The sequence below is a fragment of the Streptomyces sp. NPDC058534 genome, assembly GCF_042717365.1.
Taxonomy (GTDB): domain Bacteria; phylum Actinomycetota; class Actinomycetes; order Streptomycetales; family Streptomycetaceae; genus Streptomyces.
This window is the reverse complement of record NZ_JBHXNW010000084.1, coordinates 15260-38575: the sequence shown is the minus strand read 5'-3', so window position 1 is coordinate 38575 and position 23316 is coordinate 15260. Positions and strand designations below refer to the sequence as shown.

Here is a 23316-nt window from a genome sequence, read left to right as displayed (position 1 = left end):
GCGCGGCGCGGCGGCCCGGCCGGCGCGGCCGGCCCCGCGCGCCCCCCCCCCCCCCCCCCCCCCGCCACCCTTCACCAGATGATGGGCTAGGCCGTGGGGCGGCCCATCGCCCGGTAGGTCCAGCCGGCCTTGCGCCAGGTCTCCGGGTCCAGCGCGTTGCGCCCGTCCAGGATCACCCGGGCCGCCGCGGCCTCGCCCAGCGCCTCGGGGTCCAGCTCGCGGAACTCCCGCCACTCCGTCAGGTGCAGCACCACGTCGGCGCCCCGCACCGCCTCCAGCGCGGAGTCGGCGTACCCGAGCGTCGGGAAGAGCCGCCGCGCGTTCGCCATGCCCTTGGGGTCGTACACCGTCACCTGGGCGCCCTGGAGGTGGACCTGCCCGGCGACGTTCAGCGCGGGGGAGTCCCGTACGTCGTCCGAGTCGGGCTTGAAGGTGGCGCCGAGCACCGCGATCCGCTTGCCGAGGAACGGGCCGCCCCCGAGCGCCTGCCGGGTCAGCTCCACCATCTGGCCGCGCTGGCGCATGTTGATCGAGTCGATCTCGCGCAGGAACGTGAGCGCCTGGTCGGCGCCCAGCTCGCCGGCGCGCGCCATGAACGCCCGGATGTCCTTGGGCAGACAGCCGCCGCCGAAGCCGATCCCGGCCCGCAGGAACTTCTTGCCGATGCGGTCGTCGTACCCGATCGCCTCGGCCAGCTTGGCGACGTCGCCGTCGGCCGCCTCGCACACCTCCGCCATCGCGTTGATGAAGGAGATCTTGGTGGCCAGGAAGGAGTTCGCGGAGGTCTTCACCAGCTCGGCGGTCGGGAAGTCCGTGACGACGAAGGGAGATCCCTCCGCGATCGGTGTGGCGTACACCTCGCGCAGCAGCTTCTCCGCCCGCTCGCTGCGGACACCGACCACGAGCCGGTCGGGGCGCAGCGTGTCCTGGACGGCGAAGCCCTCGCGCAGGAACTCCGGGTTCCAGGCCAGTTCGGCGTCCGCACCGGCCGGCGCGTGCTCGGCGAGGTAGGCGGCCAGCCGGTCGGCGGAGCCCACGGGCACCGTCGACTTCCCGACGACCAGCGCCGGGCCCGTCAGATGGGGCGCGAGCGAGGCGAACGCGGACTCGACGTACGACATGTCGCAGGCGTACTCGCCGTGCTTCTGCGGCGTGTTCACGCACAGGAAGTGCACGTCGCCGAAGGCCGCGACCTCCGCGAAGTCGGTGGTGAAGCGCAGCCGCCCGCTGGACCCCTCGATCCCGGCGACGTGCTTGGCCAGCAGCTCCTCCAGACCGGGCTCGTACATGGGCACCTGGCCGCGCGTGAGCATCTCGATCTTCTCGGGCACCACGTCCAGGCCCAGCACCTCGAAACCGAGCTCGGCCATCGCCGCCGCGTGGGTCGCGCCGAGATAGCCGGTACCGATCACGGTGATCTTGAGGGCCATGGGTGCTCCAGAGGTGTACGGCATGGGGTGCGCGCCCGAGCATAACGGGGGTGCGGGGTGGGCCCGTCGGTCGGCTGTCGCCAAGCTCACCTATCCATGACCCCGGGCAGGGCTCTAAAATTCGGGTTACTTAACGGTAGTTAGCGTGCCCAGCATCACAGCGTTTTGGAGCGTGAGACACCTTGGCCGGATCGGCTGACTTCGACCTGTACCGCCCGTCCGAGGAGCACGACATGCTCCGCGACGCCGTCCGTGCGCTGGCCGAGGCGAAGATCGCGCCGCACGCCGCGGCGGTGGACGAGGAGGCCCGCTTCCCGCGCGAGGCCCTCACCGCCCTGACCGCGAACGACCTGCACGCGGTGCACGTCCCCGAGGAGTACGGCGGCGCGGGCGCCGACGCGCTCGCCACGGTGATCGTGATCGAGGAGGTCGCCCGCGTCTGCGCCAGCTCCTCCCTCATCCCGGCCGTGAACAAGCTCGGCTCCCTGCCGGTCATCCTCTCCGGCTCCGAGGACCTGAAGAAGAAGTACATGACCCCGCTCGCCAAGGGCGAGGGCATGTTCTCCTACTGCCTCTCCGAGCCCGACGCGGGCTCGGACGCGGCCGGCATGAAGACCAAGGCGGTCCGCGACGGCGACCACTGGATCCTCAACGGCGTCAAGCGCTGGATCACCAACGCCGGCGAGTCCGAGTACTACACGGTGATGGCCGTCACCGACCCCGCCAAGCGCTCCAAGGGCATTTCCGCCTTCGTCGTCGAGAAGTCCGACGAGGGCGTCTCCTTCGGCGCCCCGGAGAAGAAGCTCGGCATCAAGGGCTCGCCCACGCGTGAGGTGTACCTGGACAACGTCCGCATCCCCGCCGACCGCATGATCGGCGAGGAGGGCACCGGCTTCGCCACCGCGATGAAGACGCTGGACCACACCCGCATCACCATCGCCGCCCAGGCCCTCGGCATCGCCCAGGGCGCCCTCGACTACGCCAAGGGCTACGTCAGGGAGCGCAAGCAGTTCGGCAAGCCGATCGCCGACTTCCAGGGCATCCAGTTCATGCTCGCCGACATGGCCATGAAGATCGAGGCCGCCCGTCAGCTCACCTACGCGGCCGCCGCGAAGTCCCAGCGCGGCGACAGCGACCTGACGTTCCAGGGCGCCGCCGCCAAGTGCTTCGCCTCCGACGTCGCGATGGAGGCCACCACCGACGCCGTCCAGCTCCTCGGCGGCTACGGCTACACCCGTGACTACCCGGTGGAGCGCATGATGCGCGACGCCAAGATCACGCAGGTGTACGAGGGTACGAACCAGATCCAGCGCATCGTGATGGCGCGGAACCTGCCGTAACGGTTGGCGGGGTGAAGGCCGAAGGGCGCCCCTCGCCGGGCGCCCTTCGCTCTTTCCGGACCTGGGCTCCCCACCCGGTCCTGGAGCCGGGACCGATTGTCAGTGGTGGGTGAGACGGTAGGGGCATCGAGTCGGAAAGAGGGGGAGCCGCCTTGTCCGGAAGCCAGAACTACATCAATCACGTCGCTCTTGTGCTGGACGCCAGTTCGTCCATGTCCCGCCTGAGCCACAAGGTGGTCGAAGTGGCCGACGAGCAGATCGCCTATCTGGCCCGCCGATCGCAGGAGTTGGACCAGGAAACGCGCGTCACGGTGTACGTCTTCGCCGACAGGGTGGAGTGCGTCATCTACGACAAGGACGTGCTGCGGATGCCGTCGCTGAAGCAGATGTACCGGGTCGGTGGAATGACAGCACTGCTGGCGGCCACGCTCAAGTCGCAGCGGGAGCTGGCGCAGACCGCCCAACTGTACGGCGACCACAGCTTCCTGACGTTCGTGCTCACCGACGGGCAGGAGAACGTGAGTCATCGCTGCCCGGACGCCCCTGCCAGGGATCCGCGTGCCTTGGTCGAGGCCGTGGCCGGAATGATCGAGACACAGGAGGACAACTGGACGCTGGCTGTCCTCGTGCCGGATCAGATGGGCAAGCGCGAGGCCATGCAGTACGGGTTCCCGAAGGACAACATCGCCATCTGGGACGCCACGAGCACGCAGGGTCTGCAGGAGGCCGGGCAGGTCATCCAGGAGGCCACCGAGAAGTTCATGGTGGGCCGCGCTCGGGGCATCCGGGGGTCGCGGGCGGTGTTCTCCACGGGCGCGGAAGCCGTCAACAAGGACACCATCAAGGCGGCCGGCCTCACCCCGGTGGACTCGTCCAAGTACCAACTGGTCCCGGTGACGCGTGACGCGGCGATTCGGGACTGGGTCGTCGAGAGCGGGTACACGTACCGTACCGGCGGTGCGTTCTACCAGCTGAGCAAGTCGGAGAAGGTCCAGCCGAAGAAGCAGATATCGGTGCTGGAGAAGAAGACGGACCGGGTGTACACGGGACCGGAGGCTCGAGCGCTGCTCGGTCTGCCGGACGTGGAGGTCCGCATCAGGCCGGACCACAACGACGACTTCACGATCTTCGTGCAGAGCACCAGCGTGAACCGGAAGCTCGTACCGAACACGCGGCTACTGCTGATGCTTTGACACGCCGTTCTTGAGGGCGCGCCCGGCTGTGCCCTCAAGTGCCGGACGGGCCATCCGCTGCGTGGGAGAGGAAGTCCGCCCACGCGGCGGAGGGAAAGCTGAGGCGTGACCCTGCCGGGGCCTTGGAGTCGCGGACCAGGACTGTGGTCGAGGTGGTGGCTATCTCGACGCAGTTCGAGCCGTCTGGGCTGTAGGTGGACTTCTGCCAGGTGAGGGGATGCACGTTGTTCCCTTTCAGAGGCTCCGGGCGAGGCGTTCGATGAATTTGCGTGACGCGGTGGGGTCGAGCGCGCAGGTCTCCATGCGATTCAGGAGGGTCCGGTACTTCGACAGTTGGGCCTCCGCGTCCAGGAACTCGCAGGCGCCGTGGTGGGTGTCCAACTGGACGGTGTCGAGCTGAGGGACCGGGCCGACCGCGTAGTCGAAGGGCTGACCGTTTCCGGGGAAGTGGGGCGAGGTGTAGGGGATGACCTGGACTGTGATGTTGTCCTGTTCGCTCAGTTCGAGGATGTGGACCAGTTGGGCACGGGTGACGTCCAGCCCTCCGTACTGCATGCGCAGTGCCGCTTCGTGCACCAGGGCTGTGTAGGGAAGACCCCCGGCGCGGTGGAGGACCTCCTGTCGCTTGATGCGGTACGAGAGGCGGTGTTCGAGCTCGTAGGGGCGGAAGGGTGGAACAGCTTCCTTGAGCATGGCCCGGGCATGATCGGCGGTCTGCAACAGCGCGGGGATGTGGAGTGCCAGGGCTACGCGCAGCGCGGCCGCGTGATGTTCCAGTTCGGCGAGGTCGATCAGACCGACCGGAAGATAGTCCCGGTACTCGTCCCACCAGCCACGGATGCGGCCGCCCGTCATGGCGGCCAGCGCCTCTACCAGCGCTTCGTCGGGGCAGCTGTACGCGCGGGCGAGGGTACGCACCCGGTCCGCCCCGACGGCGTAACGGCCCGACTCGATGCTGCTGATCTGTGCCTGCTTGAGCCCGAGGAGTGCCGCCGCGGCGGTCGAGGTCAGCCCCGACTGCTCGCGGAGCTTGCGGAGTTCGGCGCCGAGACGTTGCTGGCGCAGGGTGGGCGGTGTGCTGAGCGGCACGGTCCTTCTCTCGTCGCGGCGCTCCCTCGCGTCACTCACACGAGGGAAATGTGAATTCTCTGCCCTGTTCGATGTTAAGTATCACATCGGGCCCTCTATGGTGAGTCTCGCTCCACCGCCCGACTCCCCGCCCCCATAAGCCGGAAGCGCACCCCCACAGGCACAGCCACCGCTCGGCGCGGCCGTTGGGCAAGGCCGAATCCCCTCTCTCCTGGAGGCTCCTCCGTGGGCACCGTATCCCTGCATGACACCTGGGCGTACGCCCTCCGCCTGCCGCACGACCCCAGAGCCGCACGCGTCGCACGTGTGACCGTACGGGCCGCCCTTGGTGGGCACGGGCGGCATGAAGTGCTGGACACCGTCGAGCTGCTGACGTCCGAGCTGGTCACCAACGCCTACCGGCACACCCGCGGCCCGTGCTCGCTGCGGCTCACCGCGCTCGGCGACGGGCGGCTGCGGGTCGGGGTGTGGGACAGCCACCCGTACATCCCCGCGCCCTTCGCGGAACCGCCCGGAGGGCGACGCACGGATCCCGCCCCGCCGGAGAACGCGGGCGGCGGACGCGGGCTGCACCTCGTGCGGGCTTGCGCCGAATCGTGGGGCGGCTGGTCGCTGGGCGACGATCTGCTCGGACGCGGGGCCGGGAAGCTGCTCTGGTTCGAGGTGAGGTGTCCTGCCCCTGACCCCGGTGGCCGGCCCCGGCCGGTCAGTCCTGGTACCCCTCCGCCACCCGCCGCTCCCGCAGCTCCATGATCGCGCGGCGGCGGGCCAGGCGGTGGGTGCGGCGGATCTGGGCCTCCTGGTAGCGGCGCTTGTCCTTCTCCGTCTCCGGGAGCACCGGCGGGACCGTGCGCGGCTTGCCGTCCGCGTCGACCGCGGCGAAGACCAGGTACGCCGAGCCGACCTGGGTGGCCGGGGTGGACTCGTTCCAGCGTTCGGCCATGACCCGGACGCCGACCTCCATGGAACTGCGGCCGGTCCAGTTGACCTGCGCCTTCACATGGACGAGGTCGCCCACGCGGACCGGTTCGAGGAACGCCATCTCGTCCATGGACGCGGTGACCGCCGGCCCGCCGGAGTGCCGTCCCGCCACGGCGCCGGCCGCGTCGTCGACCAGTTTCATGATCACGCCGCCGTGCACGGTGCCCAGAAGGTTGGTGTCGCCGTGCGTCATGATGTGGCTGAGGGTGGTGCGGGACGCCGAGGTCGCCTTGCCCGGGATCTCCGGTGGCGCCGACCGCGCGGCCGAGGCCTGTTCTGCCTGGTCTGTCATGGCCTCCACCTTATGCCGGGGCGACACCGGCGTAATTTTGTGTCAGCTTCGCAACAGCGCTGACCCTATTTTCCGACGACCCTTGTATGGCCCACAGCACGTACCTGCACACTGGTGCGCATGAATGATTGGCCCGAGGGATGGTCCGGTGACAACCGCGGCCGGTACGGACGTGGCAGCGGGGGCGCACAGCCCGAGAGCGCACGCGTGATGCGCCAGGTCCGCCGCGGCCAGGCGCCGCCGTCGGCCCCGTCGTACGGCGGCGGGGTGCCGCGGCAGCCGTCCTACGTCGACGGCCAGGGGCACGGCGGCGACGGCTACGACAGCGGTTACAACACCGGCCAGGTCTACGGCAGCCCCGGCGGCCACGGACCCGGGCAGGGCCCCGGCGGCCCCGGCCGGCCCGCGCCGGACTGGCGCCGCCGGATCAAGTGGACCGCGATCACGGTCGTGACGGCGCTGGTCGTCACCACCGTCGGCACCTACTTCTGGGCCGACTCCAAGCTCAAGCGCGAGGTCGACCTGTCCAAGGTCATCGAGCGGCCCGAGGCCGGCGAGGGCACGAACTACCTGATCGTCGGCTCCGACAGCCGCGAGGGCATGACCGACGACCAGAAGCAGAGCCTGCACACCGGTGACGCCGAGGGCAAGCGCACCGACTCGATGATGATCCTGCACACCGGGGACAACGGGTCGACGCTGATCTCGCTGCCCCGCGACTCGGACGTGGAGATCCCGTCCTTCGTCGGCTCCGAGTCCGGCAAGACGTACAAGGGCACCGGCCGGCACACCAAGCTGAACGCCGCGTACGCCGAGGACGGCCCCGAGCTGCTGGTGCGCACCATCGAGCACAACACCGGGCTGCGCCTGGACCACTACGTGGAGATCGGCTTCGCCGGCTTCGCGAACATCGTGGACGCGGTCGGCGGCGTCGAGATGGACATCCCGCAGGACATCAAGGACAAGAAGTCCGGCGCCGACCTCAAGAAGGGCAAGCAGACCCTGAACGGCGAGGACGCCCTCGCCTTCGTCCGCACCCGGTACGCGCTGGCCGGCTCCGACCTGGACCGCACGAAGAACCAGCAGAAGTTCCTGTCGGCGCTGGCGAGCCAGGTGGCCACCCCCTCGACGATCCTCAACCCGTTCAAGCTGTACCCGACGATGGGCGCCGGCCTGGACTCCCTCATCGTCGACAAGGACATGGGCCTGTTCGACCTGGCGAGCATGTTCTGGGCGATGAAGAGCGTCAGCGGCGGCGACGGCACCTCGATGAACATGCCGGTCTCCGGCAGCGTGGGCTCCAATCTCAAGTGGGACGACGCCAAGGTGAAGCAGCTCGTCCAGGAGCTGAAGAACGACGAGAAGGTCACCGTCTCCGGCAACTGAGCCGGGGCCGGGCCGCGGGGCCCCTCACTCCTTGCCGCAGACCACCGCGTCGCCCCGCACCACCGTGCCCGACTCCTGCGGCGGGTCGCCCGGCCGCACCTTCACGGCCTGCCTGAAGTCGGCGCCCGCGATCACCTTCAGCGTCGCCCCCTGCCCCTTGACCGGCCGCAGGTCGCTGCCCGGCAGGGCGGCGGCCAGCGACTTCGCCGACTGGTCCCAGCGGGGGTCGTAGGCGACCACGGTGCGCTCGACGGCGCGGTCGGTGGCGTTCCGCGGCGCCCGGGTGGTGCGGAACCCGGTCGCGGCCAGCGCGTCGTCCACCCGCCTGCCCAGCCCGGGGGTGCGGGTGCCGTTCTCCACCTGGACCCGGATCTGCTTCGGGTCCACCGGGACCCGCACCGGCGCCGGACCCGTGGGCTTCGGCCGGGGCGCGGACAGCGGCTTGTCCTCGCGCAGGGCGTCGAAGATCCGCTCGGACTTCGCCGGGTCCCACTTCAAGGTCGAACCGACGCCCTCGACGGCGTACCCCATCTTCCCGATGGGCACGGTGGTGAACTCGGAGGAGGACGGCGAGAAGTTCCGCATCGCCCGCCCCAGCGCCAGCAGCTCGTCGGTGCCGAAGCCCTTGTCGGCCCGCACCGAACCCAGCACGGCCCGGGTGACGTCACGGAACTTGAGCGGGTTCAGCAGGATCCCCGAGGAGGTCGCCCGGTCGATCAGGGCGGCCAGGAAGCGCTGCTGGCGCTTCATCCGGCTCAGGTCGGAGGCCCCGTCGAGGTGGCGGGCCCGGACGTACTGGAGCGCCTGCCCGCCCATCAGGGTGTGGTCGCCGGCCGCGAGGTCGAGCCCGGTGTGGCTGTCCTTCAGCGGCTGAACGGTGCAGATCTTCACACCGCCGAGGACGTCCACGGTCTTCATGAAGCTGGTGAAGTCCACCTCCAGATAGTGGTCGATCTTCACATGGGTCATGTTCTCCACGGTGCGGATGGTCAGCTGCGGGCCGCCCTCGGCGTAGGCCGCGTTCAGCTTGAGCGGGTGCCCCTCGTGCTGCTCGCCGGTGGTGCGGTCGGTGTGGCCGGGCGTCTCGGCGTACGAGTCGCGCGGCAGGCTCACCACACTCGCCCGCTCCCGGTCCTCCGAGATGTGCACGATCATGATCGTGTCGGTGCAGTGGCAGGGTGCGCCGCCCAGCTTGTACGTGCGCCGCTCCGCCTCGCTGATCCGGTCCCGGCCGTCGGTCCCGACCATCAGGACGTTCATGCCGTCGCCCGCCCGGGGCCGGTTCTTCATGTCCTTGAAGGGGTCGACCCGCGAGATGTCCGCGTTCAGGCCGGAGAGCACCGCGTGCCCGATGCCGGCGGAGGCCAGCACCACCACCGACAGCGCGGTCACCGTCCGCATGGCCCAGCGCGGCTTCTTCCGCCGTACGGGGGGCCTCGGCCGGCGCCCGGAGGGCCGGGGGCCACCGCGCTGCGGCGGGGGACCGCCCCGGGGGGACGAGGCCGGGACCCGGGGGGAGCGGGGCGGTGTGGGCAAGGTGACACCTCCGCGAGGACGGGCCCTTGGCTGCGGACCGTGAGGCCGGACGTGGGATCCGTGAGCACCGTAGGCCCATACGATCTGCTGCCCGGGGCCGTGACCCCCGCGCCGCGCACCCGTGTCCCCCGTTCGCGGTAACGTGAGCACCGATGAACGCCAAGTCCGACGTGCGGCCGCCCGCCGTTTCCGTGATCATGCCCGTCCTCAACGAGGAGCGGCACCTGCGCGGCGCCATCCGCGCCATCCTCGCCCAGGAGTACGCCGGCGGGATGGAGGTCGTGATCGCCCTCGGTCCCTCGACGGACCGTACGGACGAGATCGCCGCCGAACTCGTCGCCGAGGATCCGCGCGTGCACACCGTGCCGAATCCCACCGGCCGTACGCCCGCCGCGCTGAACGCCGCCATCAAGGCCTCCCGCCATCCGGTCGTCGTCCGCGTCGACGGCCACGGCATCCTGTCGCCCGGCTACATAGCCACGGCCGTACGGCTCCTGGAGGAGACCGGCGCGCACAACGTCGGCGGCATCATGCACGCCGAGGGCGAGAACGCGTGGGAGGACGCCGTCGCCGCCGCGATGACGTCGAAGATCGGCGTGGGCAACGCCGCCTTCCACACCGGCGGCGAGGCCGCCCCCGCCGAGACCGTGTACCTGGGCGTCTTCCGCCGCGAGGCGCTGGAGCGGCAGGGCGGGTACAACGAGGAGTTCATCCGTGCCCAGGACTGGGAGCTGAACTTCCGCATCCGCGAGGCCGGCGGCCTGATCTGGTTCTCGCCCGAGCTGCGGGTGTCCTACCGCCCCCGGCCGAGCGTGCGGGCGCTGGCCAAGCAGTACAAGGACTACGGCCGCTGGCGGCACGTCGTCGCCCGCTACCACTCCGGCTCGATCAACCTGCGCTACCTCGCCCCGCCGACCGCCGTGTGCGCCATCGCGGCCGGTGTCGTGGTGGGCGCCGCGCTGACCCCGTGGGGCTTCGCCGTACCGGGCGCCTACCTGGCCGCGATCGCCGCCGGCTCGGTCCCGGCGGGCAAGGGGCTCGGGCTGAAGGCGCGGGTGCGGATCCCGGTGGCGCTGGCGACCATGCACATGTCGTGGGGGTGGGGCTTCCTGACCAGCCCCAAGTCGCTGGCCAGGAAGGTCATCGCCTCGCGGCGCCCGGCCGTCAAGGCCGACCCCGGAACCGCGGACGCCGCCGAGGTGCGCTGACGCCGGTCAGGACCAGCTGAACGCCGGGTCCACCTTCATGCAGGCGCTCTCGTCCGCGCCGTTGAGGGCCTCGGCCGACTCCGGGGTCCGGTCGTCGGACTCGGGCGCCTGGTACGCCGTGCCCTCGCGCCAGTCGGCGCCCACGACGAGCGTGACCCCCGAGACGTCGGTCGACCGCTGCACCGAACTCGCCGGTATCCCGAGGGACTTGGCGACGCGCCGGGCGTCGCCCTCCAGGTCGGCGCTCGGATAGCGGACGCGCGTGCGGTCCTCGCTCGGCAGCACCGAGGGGTCCGCGACGGCCTTGGTGAAGCCCCGCTCCACCAAGAGGCCGGCGACCGTGTTCGCGCGTCCGCCGGCCGCGCCGAGGCGGTCCGTGCGGGTGCCGTTGCGGACCTGGACCGCGATCTCGTCGTCGGGGGCGGCTGGGTCGTCCGGCTCCTCCGGCTCCGCCTCGGGCTTGTTCCTCGCGTCCTTGCCGTCCAGCGCGATGTCCTCGCGCACCAGCCGGAAGAGCTGCTCGGCGTCCTCGGTCGGCTCCACGCGCGCGCCCACGTACCGGTTGGGCATCGTGGTCATGGTGATGCGCTCCGGCTTCACCCGGCGCAGCTCGTCGCTGAGGTCGTACAGCTTCTTGACGGTGTCCAGGCCCGGGTCGACGGTGAGCGCCGAGGTGGCCTCCTCGGCCAGCCTGCGCAGCTTGTTCGGGTTGCTGAGGGTCGCGTTCTCACGCAGCGTCCGGACCATCGAGTTGAGGTACATGTGCTGGGCCCTGGCCCGCGCCAGGTCGCTGCCGTCCTCGAATCCGTAGCGGGTGCGCAGCCACTGCAGGGCCTGCTCGCCCTTGACCGGGTGCGTGCCCTTCTCCAGCTTCAGACCGGAGCCGTGGCCCTGGCTGTCGCGCGAGTGGATGTCGGCGTCCACACACACCGGGACGCCGCCGACGGCGTCCGCCATCGCGACCACGCCCGCGAAGTCCACCATCACGAAGTGGTCGATGTGGATGCCGGTCAGTTCCTGCCAGGTGGCCACCGTGCAGCCCGGGCCGCCGTGGCCGAGGCTCTGGTTGGTCATCACCCGGCCGTCGCTCGCCGGGTGCACCTTCCCGTCGTCCGGGTCGGTGCACTTGGGTATCTCGACCAGGGTGTCGCGCGGCATGCTCACCACCGACATGTTGCTGCGGTCGGCGGACACGTGCACCAGCATCTGCACATCCGCGAGCGGTGTGGAGCCGAACGTCTCGCGGGCGCCGCCCAGTTGCTGGTTCTCCTCGCTGTCCCGGGCGTCCGAGCCGATCACGAGGATGTTCAGCGGGGTCTGCCCGGCCGCGTTCGGCGTCGGCGCGGCGACCTTGCCGTCCCCCAGGTTCAGGGGGTCCTTCTCGATGTTGCCGTTGAGGTGCTCGTAGTAGAGGTAACCGGCACCGGCCGTGCCGGCCAGGAGCACGGCGAGCACCACCGCGGTCCAGCGCAGCGCCCGGCGGGCACGCCGCGGACGGCGTCCGCCGGTCCCGCCACTCTCCTGAACGTCCGGGACGGCCTCCCGTATGTCCTCCTCCTGCACACCGCTCCGCGTCACTGCGCGTCCCTCCCCGCCACCGCGCCACCGCGCGGACGCGTCGCCGTCATGTGAGACGTACGACAGGCCCGTCAGGTCAACTGGCGCACTGCTTCTGGTCGGCCGTTGACTCGTTGTCCAGGTCCGGCTTCTTGACGGAGGCGGTGTCGAGCTTGACTCCGGCGCCCTTGAAGTCCTTGCCGAGGGTGAGGGTCATGGTGGGCAGGCCCTGGGAGTTGGTGACGCTCTCGCCGGGTTTCATGGCGGCGCCGGAGAGGCCGAGGATCTCGGCGAGGGCGCGGGCCTGGTCGGCCTGGTCGGGGGCGTACTCCAGGGTGGTCTTGGCGACGTCGGCGGGGGCGTTGCCCGCGTTCTCGGACTTGGTGACGCCGGCGTCCGTCTGGAGGTAGGACAGTTCCTGCTGGGCGCTGCCCGCGGGGGCGCCGCCGTTCATGACGCGGACGCGGACCTCGGAGGGCTCGGACTGCTCGCCCTTGAGGCGGGCGGCGACCGCGGCCTTCTCCTTCTTCTCCTTCTGCTTGACCTCGGTGAAGGAGATGTCGTTCCTGATCATGTCGAACACCTGGGGCCCCTTGGCCTCGTTCACGACCACCGTCGCCTTGACCTTCTCGGTGGGGTTGTCGATCACCGGCACCGTGGTGAACGTGATGTTCTTCGTCGGCACCTTCTTGAGCTCCAGGGCGATGTCCTTGAGCGTGCTCACCTTGCCGATGGCCTTGTCCACGGTCAGGGCCTCGGTCGCGGCCTCGGCGAGCTTCACCAGCTTGGTGGGGCTGGTGAGGGTGTCGCTGGAGGACATCTTCCGCATGAGCGAGCCGAGGAACTGCTGCTGCACCTTGATGCGGTCCAGGTCGCCCTCGTTGCCGAAGGCGTGCCGGGTGCGGACGAAGGCCAGCGCCTGCTCGCCCTCCACCTTGGACTCGCCCGCGGGGAGCTTGAGATGGGACTTCGGGTCGTCCACGGCGTTTTCCACGCACACGTCGACGCCGTCGACCGCGGTGGTCAGCGTCTTGACCGCGTTGAAGTCGGCCATCATGAAGTGGTTCGGCTGGATCCCGGTCGCCTCCTTCACCGTCCGCATGGTGCAGCCCGCGTCCCGGCCGCTCTCGCCGAGGCTCGTGTTGAAGCGGACGTCCGAGGTGCCGGGGATGATCTTCTTCGGGCCGTCCTCCTGCTTGGTCTCGCAGTCGGGGACGTCGACGATCAGGTCGCGGGGGATGCTGAGCGCGGTGGCGTTGGAGCGGTCCTTGGACACGTGCAGCAGGATGGTCGTGTCCGCGTGCCCGACGCTGCCCTTGTCGCCGTAGCCCTCGTTGCCCGCACCGGTGCGCTTGTCGGTGCCGATGATGAGGATGTTGAAGGCCTCGTCCTTCTTGAAGCTGCTGCTTCCGGCACTGCCGACGTCCGTCGTCGAGACGTTGCCCTCGAGGTGCTTGAGGTAGACGTAGCCGCCGACCCCGGCCACGAGGACGACGAAGGCCGTACTGCCGCCGACCCAGAGCAGGGCCCTCTTGCTCTTCGACTTCCTCTCCGGCCGGCGTCCGCGCCGCCCCGGTACCGGCTCCTCGGGCGCCGGCCGGCGCCGCCGCTGGGGCGGGACCTCGCGGCCGGGCGCGGCCGTACGACGACGCGCCGTGCCCGCGGTGCTGCCGCCCGCGTCGCCGGAGGCGTCGGGGGAGCGGGGTGCGCCCCGGCGGGGGCGGGGAACAGACGATGACTGCGGTGCGGAAGGGGACAGTCGCAGTTCGTATTCACCGGTGCGTGGATTCAGTACCCACTGGTCTGCGGGATCGACATCGTCCGCCCGCCCACGTCCTTGCGCGTCCACGGTCTCCCAATCCTCCGTCGGGGGCCACGCGGCGCCTTCTCCGGAAGGCGCACGATAAAGGGTCAACTAGTGCACGACGCCAGGGCTGGCCTCGCGGCAGGGGCACTGGAGCGCTCACACTATCCGCCCAGTTCAGCGTCGAACGACTCCGGTGTCACATTCGACTCCCCTACAACAGGGCAATCCCTCCTATTTTCGTGAACTCCTACCATCGGTAGGGCTTGTAGACGTCCATGCACTTGCCGGTGTCCGAGCCGTTGAGGGCGTCGCTGTTGTCCGGCAGGTCTCCCGCCTCGGGCGTCTTCTGCTTCGGATAGGACGTGCCCGAGCGCCAGTCGGCTCCCACGGCGAGCGTGATCCCGGACACGTCGGTGGCCTTGCGCACCGCGCTCGCCGGGATGCCCAGCGCCTCGGCGACGCGCCGTGCGTCGCCCGCCAGCTCGTCGCTCGGATAACGGACCAGCGTCCGCTCCTCGGAGAGCGCGGCGGAGGCGTCGGTCGTCGCCCTGGAGAAGCCCTTCTCCGTCAGTGTCCCGGCGACCGCGGCGGCGCGGCCGCTCACCGGGCCGAGCGTGTCTGAGCGGGTGGCGTTCTGGACCAGGACGCCGATGCCGGAGTCGGCGGCGGGCTCGTCGGAGGGCTTCCCGGTGGCGCCCTCGGCGTCCTTCGGGTTCTTCGCGTCCTTGCCGCTCTCGCCGCTCTTGCCGCTCTCGCCGCTCTTGCCGCTCTTGCCGTCCTTGCCGTCCTTGTCGTCGAAGGACACGTCGTCGCGGAGCATCGCCCACATCTGGTCCGCGCCGGCGGCCGGCAGCAGGTGGTTGGCGTTCTGGCCGTCCGCCACGGTGGGGATCGTCGTCATGGTGATGCGGTCCGTGGGCACCGTCTTGAGCTGCATGCCCAGGTCGTACAGCTTCTTGACCGTGCCGATCTCCTCGGAGACGGTCAGGGACTTGGTGGCGGCCTCGGCCAGGTTCATCAGGCGGCCGGTGTCGGTGAAGACGTTCTGCTGCTTCAGCGTGCGGATCATCGAGTTCATGTACATGTGCTGGGCCCGGGCCCGCAGCGGGTCGCTGCCCCAGGCGTGCCGGGTGCGCAGCCACTGGAGCGCCTGCTCGCCCTGCACCTTGTTGCGGCCGGCCTCCATCTTCAAGCCCGAGCCGCCGGGTACGCCGGGCAGCGGGCGGTCCCACACGTTCTGGTTCACACAGACCTCGACGCCGCCGACGGCGTCCGCCATCGAGACCACGCCCGCGAAGTCGATCGTCATCCAGTGGTCGATGTAGACCCCGGTGAGGTTCTCCCAGGTGGCCAGGGTGCAGCCGGCGCCGCCGCGGGCCAGCGACTCGTTGATGATGGTGTTGGTCGCGGGGAACTTCTCCCCGGTCTCGGTGTTCTTGCACGCGGGGATGTCCACGCGGGTGTCACGGGGGATGCTCACCACCGCCGCGCTCCTGCGGTCCGCGGCCAGGTGGATCAGCATCTGCACGTCGGCCAGCGGCGGGTTGTCGCGGTTGTTCTTGCCGCCCCCCAGCGCCACGTTGGCCTCGGAAGCGCGGCTGTCGGAACCGATCAGCAGGATGTTCAGGGGGGTCTGGCCGGCCGCGTTCGGCTCGGTGCGGTGCGCCTTGGAGTCGCCGCCGCTGCGCGCGCCCTTCTCGATGTTGCCGTTCAGGTGCTGGTAGTAGAGGTATCCGGCGCCCGCCGTGCCGAGTATCAGCACCGCGAGGGTGGTCGCCGACCAGCGCAGCGCCCGGCGCCGGCGTCCGGGGCGGCGCCGCCCGGACCGGCGGCGGCTTCGGTCTCCCCGGCCCGGCGGCCCCGCCGTACCGGTTCCGCCCCCGCCCCCGTCCTCGGCGCCGGTGTTCCTGCCGCGAGCCTGCCGGACCGCACCCCGTCGTGTTCCCTCCCCGTGCACACTGCCCTGCGTCATGTCCCTCTCCCACCCTCGGGCCCGCGAACGTGCCCCTGCGCGCGACCTGTTCGCACAGTTGGACGTACGGAGCCCCTCGTTGGCTGTACGGCGGCCCCGACGGATTGCACGCGCCCCGCGGGGCCGCTTCCGTCCCGGCCGTCCCCCGGCGCACCGATGGACTGTCGTACTGTCAGACGGGTTTGGAGGCCGTCAGGTCACTTCGCGCACTCGACCTTGTCCGCGGTGGACTTGTCGACGCCCTCGGGCGTCTTCCCCGCGGCGGTGTCGAGCTTGACTCCGGCGCCCTTGAAGTCCTTGCCGAGGGTGAGGGTCATGGTGGGCAGGCCCTGGGAGTTGGTGACGCTCTCGCCGGGTTTCATGGCGGCGCCGGAGAGGCCGAGGATCTCGGCGAGGGCGCGGGCCTGGTCGGCCTGGTCGGGGGCGTACTCGAGGGTGGTCTTGGCGACGTCGGCGGGGGCGTTGCCCGCGTTCTCGGACTTGGTGACGCCGGCGTCCGTCTGGAGGTAGGAGAGTTCCTGCTGGGCGCTGCCCGCGGGTGCGCCGCCGTTCATGACGCGGACGCGGACCTCGGAGGGCTCGGACTGCTCGCCCTTGAGGCGGGCGGCGACCGCGGCCGCCTCCTTCTTCTCCTTCTGCTTGACCTCGGTGAAGGAGACGTCGTTCCGCATCATGTCGAAGACCTGCTGGGCGGGCCCCTCCTTCAGCACGACCGTCGCCTTGACCTTCTCGGCCGGGTTGTCGATCACCGGCACCGTGGTGAAGGTCAGGTTCTTGGTGTTGAGCTTGCCCAGCTCCAGGCCGAGGTCCTTCAGCTTGCCGATGCTGTCCAGCCTGGAGTCGACGGTCAGCGCCTCGGTCCCCGCCTCGGCCAGCTTCAGCATCTTCGACGGGCTGGTGAGCGTGTCGTTGGACTTCAGCCGGCGCATCAGCGAGCTGAGGAACTGCTGCTGGATATCGATGCGGCTGAGGTCGCCGCCGAAGCCCACGGAGTGCCGGGTGCGGACGAAGGCGAGGGCCTGCTCGCCCTCGATGGTGTGCTTGCCCGCGGGCAGCTTCAGGTGCGAGTCCGGGTCGTCGATGTCCTTCGCCAGGCAGACCTCGACGCCGCCGACGGCCGAGGTCAGCGTCTTGACCGCGTTGAAGTCGGCCACCATGAAGTTGTCCGGCGTCACCCCCGTCAGCTCGGTGACGGTCCGCATGGTGCAGCTGGGCGTACGGCCGCTCTGGCCGAGGCTGGTGTTGAAGCGGACGCCGCTGGAGCCGGGGATGACCTTCTTCGTCCCGTCCTCCTGCGTGGTCGGGCAGTCGGGGACGTCGACTATCAGGTCGCGGGGGATGCTGAGCGCGGTGGCGTTGGAGCGGTCCTTGGACACGTGCAGCAGGATCGTGGTGTCGGCGTGGCCGGCGCTGCCGGTGTCGCCGTAGCCCTCGTTGCCGCTGCCGGTGCGCTTGTCGGTGCCGATCAGCAGGATGTTGATGGCCTTGTCCTTCTGGAAGCCACCGGTGCTCGCGCCGTCGTCGGGGAAGGACTGGATGTTGTCGTTCAGGTGCTGGAGATAGAGGTATCCGGCGGTGCCGCCGGCGAGGACGACGAACGCCATGGTGCCGCCGGTCCACAGCAGGACGCGCTTGCCCCTCGACTTCTTCTTCGCCGGCCGCCTGCGACCGGCCCGTCCCGGCGGCGGTTCCTCGGGAGCCGAACGGCGCCTGCGCTGCGGGGGGACCTCACGGTCCGGTGCCGCAGCGGGCGCGGCGGCGGCCCGGCGACCCGGCACGGGCGACTGCGCTGCGGAAGGGGACAGTCGCAGTTCGTATTCGCCGGTGTCCGGATTGAGTACCCACTGGTCTGCGGGGTCGATGTCGCCCGCCCGTCCACGGCCTTGCGCGTCCACGGTTGTCCGAATCCTCCGTCGGGGCCACGCGGCGCCCTCCCCTCAGGGCACCCGGTCTCGCTCACTCGGTGCGCGGCCCCGGGCAGAACCTCGGGGCCGGGCACACCGGATCGCTCACACTAACCGCCCGGTTCGACTCGGGGCGATGGCAGTGACGCATGCCATGAAACTTACAACTGGGCAATCCTGCGCATTCCTTGGACAATTGTCCGTACTTTCATGCGTGCCTTGCACACGTCTTGCCGCGTCTTTGAACGCGCTTTACTCGCAGACGTCTTCGTCGGCGGTGTTCCCGCTGAACGTCGGCCCCGGGGAATCGGCGTCACCGGGCTCGCCATGGACCGGCGCCGCGATCGTCACGGGTTCGTCCGTCCGGAGCCGGGTGAAGAGCTTCTCGGCGTCGGGCTGCACGAGCTGGTCGCGATTGGCGTCGCCCGCGTACGACTCCCGGGGGACGGTCAGGAACTGCACGCGCTCGGTGGGAATGTCGCGCAGCCCGCGCACGAGGTCGTACAGGCCTCGCAGACTCGCCAGATTCGGGTCCGTGGTCAGTGACGAGGTGGCCGCGTCCAGCACCGGGTACAGCTTCACCGGATTCAGCAGCACGCCATTGCTCTGCACCTTGTTCACGAGCGCCCCCAGAAAGCGCTGCTGCCGGTCCATCCGGTCGGTGTCGCTGCCGTCCCCGAGCGACTTGCGGGCGCGGACGTATCCGAGCGCCTGCTCACCGTCGAGCGTCACCCGGCCCGCGGGCAGTCTCAGCTTGGCGTCCGCGTCGTCGACCGGCTTCCGCAGGCACACCTCGACGCCGTCGAGCGCGTCGACCATCTTCTTGAAGCCCTGGAAGTCGACGACCACGTGGTGGTCGATCCGGATGCCGGTCAGCTTCTCCACGGTACGGATCGAACACGCCGAACCGCCCGCCGAGAAGGCGTAGTTGAACTGTGTGAACACCGGCGCGGTGCGTGCCCCGTCCGGTCCGTGGCAGCCGGGCACGTTCACCATCAGGTCGCGGGGGAGAGAGACGGCGGTGGCGCTGTCCCGGCCCGCCGCCAGGTGCAGCAGGATCGTGGTGTCCGACCGCTCGGTCCCGGAGTCCCGTCCGTAGCGCGCGTTGCCGTCGCCGGAGCGCGAGTCCGACCCGATCAGCAGCACGTTCCGCGCGCCGCGCACGAGGGCGGTGGGGCGCTCCTTCTCGTACCGGGCGAGTTCGGCCGCCGCCGCCTCGTCCGCCGTGATGTTGCCGTTCAGCTTCGCGTACACCACCCACCCGGCGCCCACTGCACCGACGGCCACCACGCCGACCGCGATCCCCACCCGGGCCAGCCGCCGCCTCCGACGCCGCCGCCTCAGCCCGTCCCCGGACGCGGACGCCCCGGCCCCCTTGCCGGCGTCATCGCTCACGACTCCCTCCGTCCCACACCCGTGCGCTCCTACGACCATGCAGCGGACGGGGCGGGGACGCGGAACGGTAGTGAGCCGAACGGGTCACACACGCCGCCGCCGTCACCCGCAGCCACGCCCTGCCGCCCGGCTTGGCCGCCGTCGGCAACGCCGCGCGGCTGCGAGTCGCCATCACGCTCAGCTACGAGCCGCCGCCCCGCGCGGCTGCGGGTCGCACATCCCGCTCAGCTGCGGGCAGTCGTGCCCCCCCGCGTTCACACCGACGCCGGGCCCAGGCCCACCCCCACCCCCACGCTGGATCACCAACCGTTCCTGGAGACTGAGCAGGAGTGAGTCCCTCTCAGCCGCGCGCCCCGAACGGTCTTGGGCGAGCTGGTCCCCGGCGTACTCGACCCCGAGGCGGCGACACGGATCCTGTCCGTGGTCCGATCCCGGGAGGCCGGATCCCTTGCGACCTGGCCAAGTGGGTACGGACAGAGGGCGACGGAGAGGCCCCAAACCTTCTCTCCGGAGGAGATGGGGGCTCCGCACGCTGGCGGTGAGCAGTTACCAACCCCCGACAAACACCTCACCGCGCCGTCGCCGAAACCCTCTCCGCCTCGATCCGCTGATCCAGCACCCCGTCCCCCGCCCGCTCCAGATGCCGGCACAACACCACCGACCCCCCACTCGCCAACGGCCCGTACAACCCCGCGCTCAACCCCTCCCACGTGTCGTACGGCAGCCCCGACAGAATCCGCGCCCCCGGCCCGGTGAGCCCCAGCCCGGACGCCTCCGCCCGCGCCCGCTCCACGACCTCCGCCCCGCTGAACTCCCGCCCGGCGACGATCAGCGCGGCCGCCTCCGGATCCACCGGCGCGTACGGCACGAACCGGTCCCCCTGCCCCGGCACCTCCACCGCGTAATCGGCGAAGCCCTCCGGCGCGCGCGGCGCGAACCGCCCCCCGAGCGGCCGCAGCGCCAGCGCGATCCGTGCGCCCGAGCACGCCCGCGCGGCGTCCAGCGACTCGGGCTCCGGCCCGCTGACGACCACGTCGGCCGACGCCGGGTCACCCGCCACGTCGGCGACGACACCCACCGACGCGCACGCCAGCAGCCACACCGCCGTCTGCCAGTGCGCGGGCAGCAGCAGCGCGACCCGGTCGCCGGGTTCGACGGAGAGTTCGTCCTGGAGCAGATTCGCGGTCTTGGCCACCCAATTGGCGAAGGTGGCCACGGACAGTTCGACGCGTTCGCCGGTGGCGTCGTCGTAGAAGGTCACCAAGGGGCGTCCCGGGTCCGCGGCGAGCGCGGAACTCAGCAGGTCGGCAGGGGTGCGATCGGTCGCGTTCACCCGCGCAAGCGTACGCGGCCCCCAACACCCGCACCCGGCGGACGGCGTACCGCACCACCACCGGTTCGGACGAGTGAACCCTACGGGCCGTCAGATCCCAAATGGACATATTTGTATGACCATGTCCAGTATCAGGGGCATGCGTGGATTCCTTGCTTCCTCGATCGGTGTCACGTGCGCGGCGGCCCTGGCGGTCCCGCTCACCCCACCCGCGGCGGCGGCCACCTCCGCGCCCCCGCCCCCGCCCACGACTGCGACCGCGAGAGCGACAGCGGCGCGTGCCGAGGTCTACGCACCTGGCGGCACCCAGTCACTGCCCCTCACCCCCCTCACTCGCGACCGCGCCCCCGACGCCGTCGCCGTCGCACAGGGCCTGCCCCGCCGGAACGTACGGCACTTCTCGCTCGTCGGCGTCGTCTGGGACAACCCGACCACCGAACTCCACGGCCGCGTCGAGGTCCGTACCCGCGCGACCGCCACCGGCACCTGGTCCGACTGGCAGGAGTTGGAGACCCACAACGCCGACCACGCCGCCGACCCCGGCACCACCGAGCGCACCTCCGGCCGGGTCCGCGGCGCCACCGCACCCCTGTGGGTGGGCGAGTCGGACGGAGTGGAGGCGCGGGTACGGGCGGAGAGCAGGCCCGAGGCCGCCACCCGAGCCGCCCCGGCGGCCACCGCATCCACGCTCCCCAACGGACTGCGCCTCGAACTCGTCGACCCCGGCAAGGGCGCCCCGCCCACGGCGGCACCCGGACCGGAGGAGGAGCCCCGCACCACGAAGACATCCGCGGCGTCCGCGGCGTCCGCCGAAGCAGTGGTCGCCGCCTCCGCCGCCAACGCCGGCCTCGCCCCCCTGGGCGCCACCGAGATCCCTGCCCTGAGCCAGGCCCGGACCGAGGCCGAACTCGGCACCGGGCAGCAGACCAAGCCGTACGTCGGTGCCCGCCCGAGCATCACCACGCGCCACGGCTGGGGCGCGGACGAGGGGCTGCGGGAGAAGGGGTTCGTGTACACGAAGAAGGTCAAGGCGGCGTTCGTGCACCACTCGGCCACCGGCAACAACTACCGCTGCTCGCAGGCGCCGTCAGTCATTCGCAGTATCTACCGCTACCACGTCCACAGCACGGGCTGGCGTGACCTCGGCTACAACTTCCTCGTCGACAAGTGCGGAAACATCTACGAGGGGCGCGCCGGGGGCGTGTCCAAGGCGGTACTCGGCGCGCACACCCTGGGGTTCAACTCCAACAGCATGGGCATCGCCGTTCTCGGTACGTACAGCGACAGGAAGCCGTCCTCGGCCGCCGTGAAGGCGATCGCCCGGCTCACCGCGTGGAAGCTCGGCATCTACGGCATGAATCCGGACGGGAAGACATACCTGAAGTCGGGTGGTGGCAATCTCTACCGAAAAGGTAAGAACGTACGACTGAACGTCATCTCCGGTCACCGCGACGGCTTCGCGACGAACTGCCCCGGCAGGCTGCTCTACGGCAAGCTCGACACGAGCCGCTCGAAGGCGGCGCAGTACCAGGGCCGCTGAGGGCGGAACACCGCACGGCCATCGAGGGCGCCGAGGAACGGTCTGCATACACTGGCCGGCCGAAAGACAGTTCGGCCGGTCCCGGCAGGAAGCAGAGACGACGGTGACAGAAGCGATCCTCCTGGTCGGCGGCAAGGGCACGCGGCTGCGTCCGCTCACGGTGAACACCCCGAAGCCCATGGTCCGGGCGGCCGGGGTGCCCTTCCTCACGCACCAGCTGGCGCGGGCGAAGGCGGCGGGCGTCGACCACATCGTGCTCGCGACGAGCTACCTGGCAGAGGTCTTCGAACCGTACTTCGGCGACGGCTCGGCCCTGGGGCTGCACCTCGAATACGTCACCGAGGAGGAGCCGCTCGGCACCGGCGGCGCGATCCGCAACGTGGCGTCCCGGCTGCACTCGGGGCCGGACGACCCGGTCCTGATCTTCAACGGCGACATCCTGACGGGTCTGGACATCGGCGCGCTGGTCCGCACCCACGCGACGACGGGCGCGGACGTCTCGCTGCACCTGACGAAGGTCACGGACCCCAGGGCGTACGGGCTGGTCCCCACCGACGACACGGGCCGGGTGCTCGCCTTCCTGGAGAAGCCCCAGACCCCGGAGGAGATCGTCACCGACCAGATCAACGCGGGGGCGTACGTCTTCCGCCGCTCGGTCATCGACACGATCCCGGCGGGGCGGCCCGTCTCCGTCGAACGCGAGACCTTCCCGGAACTCCTCGCCACCGGGGCGCACCTCCAGGGCATGGTCGACTCCACGTACTGGCTGGACCTCGGCACCCCGGCGGCCTTCGTGCGCGGCTCGGCCGACCTGGTCCTCGGCCGCGCCCCGTCCCCGGCGATACCGGGCCGCTGCGGCGACCGCCTGGTCCTGCCCACGGCCCAGGTCGCGCCCGACGCGAAACTGGCCGGCGGCACGGTGGTCGGCGAGGGCGCCTTCGTGGCGGAGGGCGCGCGCGTCTTCGGCAGCACGATCCTGCCCGGCGCCGTCATCGAGCCCGGCGCCGTCATCACCGACTCCCTCATCGGCACCCGCGCCCGGATAGGCACCCGCTCGGTCCTCACCGACACGGTCATCGGCGACGGCGCCACCATCGGCGCCGACAACGAACTCCGCTCCGGCGCCCGAATCTGGTGCGACGCCCACATCCCCCCGGCATCCCTACGCTTCTCCTCGGACGCGTAGCGCTGCGGGATGCCTGTGGCGGGTGGGGTGGGGGTGCGCCTTGGGTTCGGTGGGGGGTCGGGGCCGCGCCGGGGGGTGTCCGTCCTCGGAACGGCGCGGAATCGGTCGGCCACAGAAGTGCTGTGTGTTGACGCGCCAACCGCTGCGGGCGGAGACCCCCCGACACG

Annotated in this window: 18 protein-coding genes; 7 read left to right on the top strand and 11 right to left on the bottom strand. The window is 70.6% G+C overall.

Going from position 1 to position 23316, the window contains the following annotated elements:
* Positions 1-86 precede the first annotated feature (86 nt).
* Positions 87-1430 carry a UDP-glucose dehydrogenase family protein gene (locus tag ACFWR9_RS35650; protein ID WP_383849797.1) on the bottom strand — a complete coding sequence of 448 codons (1344 nt, stop codon included), beginning with the start codon at positions 1428-1430 and terminating at the stop codon, positions 87-89.
* Positions 1431-1612: 182 nt separating this feature from the next.
* Between ACFWR9_RS35650 and ACFWR9_RS35645 the strand changes: the two genes are divergently transcribed.
* Entirely contained in the window at positions 1613-2770 is a 1158-nt protein-coding gene (locus tag ACFWR9_RS35645; RefSeq protein WP_383849795.1) for an acyl-CoA dehydrogenase, read from the top strand.
* 152 nt (positions 2771-2922) lie between these two features.
* Positions 2923-3963 (top strand): vWA domain-containing protein, encoded by a 1041-nt coding sequence (locus ACFWR9_RS35640; RefSeq protein ID WP_383849792.1) that lies wholly within the window; start codon positions 2923-2925, stop codon positions 3961-3963.
* 34 nt (positions 3964-3997) lie between these two features.
* On the opposite strand, the gene ACFWR9_RS35635 is transcribed toward ACFWR9_RS35640, so the two are convergent.
* Positions 3998-4186, bottom strand: a complete 189-nt coding sequence (locus ACFWR9_RS35635; RefSeq protein ID WP_383849789.1) for a DUF397 domain-containing protein — start codon at positions 4184-4186, stop codon at positions 3998-4000.
* Positions 4187-4197: 11 nt separating this feature from the next.
* Positions 4198-5052: a helix-turn-helix domain-containing protein gene (locus tag ACFWR9_RS35630; protein WP_383849809.1), complete on the bottom strand. Its 855-nt coding sequence runs from the start codon at positions 5050-5052 to the stop codon at positions 4198-4200.
* Positions 5053-5277: 225 nt separating this feature from the next.
* Here ACFWR9_RS35630 and ACFWR9_RS35625 point away from each other — a divergent pair, with 225 nt between their 5' ends.
* On the top strand, positions 5278-5805 hold the full coding sequence (locus ACFWR9_RS35625) for an ATP-binding protein (RefSeq protein ID WP_383849786.1): 528 nt from the start codon (positions 5278-5280) through the stop codon (positions 5803-5805).
* Here ACFWR9_RS35625 and ACFWR9_RS35620 read toward each other — a convergent pair.
* On the bottom strand, positions 5759-6325 hold the full coding sequence (locus tag ACFWR9_RS35620) for an acyl-CoA thioesterase (protein ID WP_352155775.1): 567 nt from the start codon (positions 6323-6325) through the stop codon (positions 5759-5761). The genes ACFWR9_RS35625 and ACFWR9_RS35620 overlap by 47 nt on opposite strands.
* A 120-nt stretch (positions 6326-6445) precedes the next feature.
* Between ACFWR9_RS35620 and ACFWR9_RS35615 the strand changes: the two genes are divergently transcribed.
* Positions 6446-7711 (top strand): LCP family protein, encoded by a 1266-nt coding sequence (locus tag ACFWR9_RS35615; RefSeq protein ID WP_383849782.1) that lies wholly within the window; start codon positions 6446-6448, stop codon positions 7709-7711.
* 24 nt (positions 7712-7735) lie between these two features.
* Here the strand turns inward: ACFWR9_RS35615 and ACFWR9_RS35610 are convergent, their stop codons facing one another.
* Positions 7736-9112, bottom strand: coding sequence for an LCP family protein (locus ACFWR9_RS35610; RefSeq protein ID WP_383849780.1), 1377 nt, complete (start codon positions 9110-9112; stop codon positions 7736-7738).
* A 287-nt stretch (positions 9113-9399) separates the two neighbouring features.
* On the opposite strand from ACFWR9_RS35610, the gene ACFWR9_RS35605 reads away from it, so the two are divergent.
* Entirely contained in the window at positions 9400-10455 is a 1056-nt protein-coding gene (locus ACFWR9_RS35605) for a glycosyltransferase family 2 protein (protein ID WP_383849777.1), read from the top strand.
* Positions 10456-10461: 6 nt separating this feature from the next.
* Here the strand turns inward: ACFWR9_RS35605 and ACFWR9_RS35600 are convergent, their stop codons facing one another.
* From ACFWR9_RS35600 to ACFWR9_RS35575, 6 genes are all read right to left on the bottom strand, one after another.
* Entirely contained in the window at positions 10462-12033 is a 1572-nt protein-coding gene (locus ACFWR9_RS35600; protein WP_383849775.1) for an LCP family protein, read from the bottom strand.
* Positions 12034-12109: 76 nt separating this feature from the next.
* Complete coding sequence (locus tag ACFWR9_RS35595) at positions 12110-13861, bottom strand: LCP family protein (protein ID WP_383849773.1); 1752 nt, start codon at positions 13859-13861, stop codon at positions 12110-12112.
* A gap of 205 nt (positions 13862-14066) precedes the next feature.
* A complete protein-coding gene (locus ACFWR9_RS35590; protein ID WP_383849770.1) occupies positions 14067-15791 on the bottom strand; it encodes an LCP family protein in 1725 nt (574 codons plus the stop codon).
* A gap of 197 nt (positions 15792-15988) precedes the next feature.
* Positions 15989-17686 (bottom strand): LCP family protein, encoded by a 1698-nt coding sequence (locus tag ACFWR9_RS35585; protein WP_383849767.1) that lies wholly within the window; start codon positions 17684-17686, stop codon positions 15989-15991.
* 261 nt (positions 17687-17947) lie between these two features.
* Positions 17948-19090, bottom strand: a complete 1143-nt coding sequence (locus ACFWR9_RS35580; RefSeq protein ID WP_383849764.1) for an LCP family protein — start codon at positions 19088-19090, stop codon at positions 17948-17950.
* 568 nt (positions 19091-19658) lie between these two features.
* Positions 19659-20423, bottom strand: a complete 765-nt coding sequence (locus tag ACFWR9_RS35575; protein ID WP_383849762.1) for a TIGR03089 family protein — start codon at positions 20421-20423, stop codon at positions 19659-19661.
* Positions 20424-20562: 139 nt separating this feature from the next.
* On the opposite strand from ACFWR9_RS35575, the gene ACFWR9_RS35570 reads away from it, so the two are divergent.
* Both ACFWR9_RS35570 and ACFWR9_RS35565 read left to right on the top strand, forming a co-directional pair.
* Positions 20563-21963 carry a peptidoglycan recognition protein gene (locus tag ACFWR9_RS35570; protein ID WP_383849806.1) on the top strand — a complete coding sequence of 467 codons (1401 nt, stop codon included), beginning with the start codon at positions 20563-20565 and terminating at the stop codon, positions 21961-21963.
* Between the two features lie 103 nt (positions 21964-22066).
* The gene (locus tag ACFWR9_RS35565) at positions 22067-23149 is read left to right on the top strand and encodes a sugar phosphate nucleotidyltransferase (protein WP_383849759.1); all 1083 of its coding nucleotides are present in this window, start codon (positions 22067-22069) and stop codon (positions 23147-23149) included.
* Positions 23150-23316: the final 167 nt, after the last annotated feature.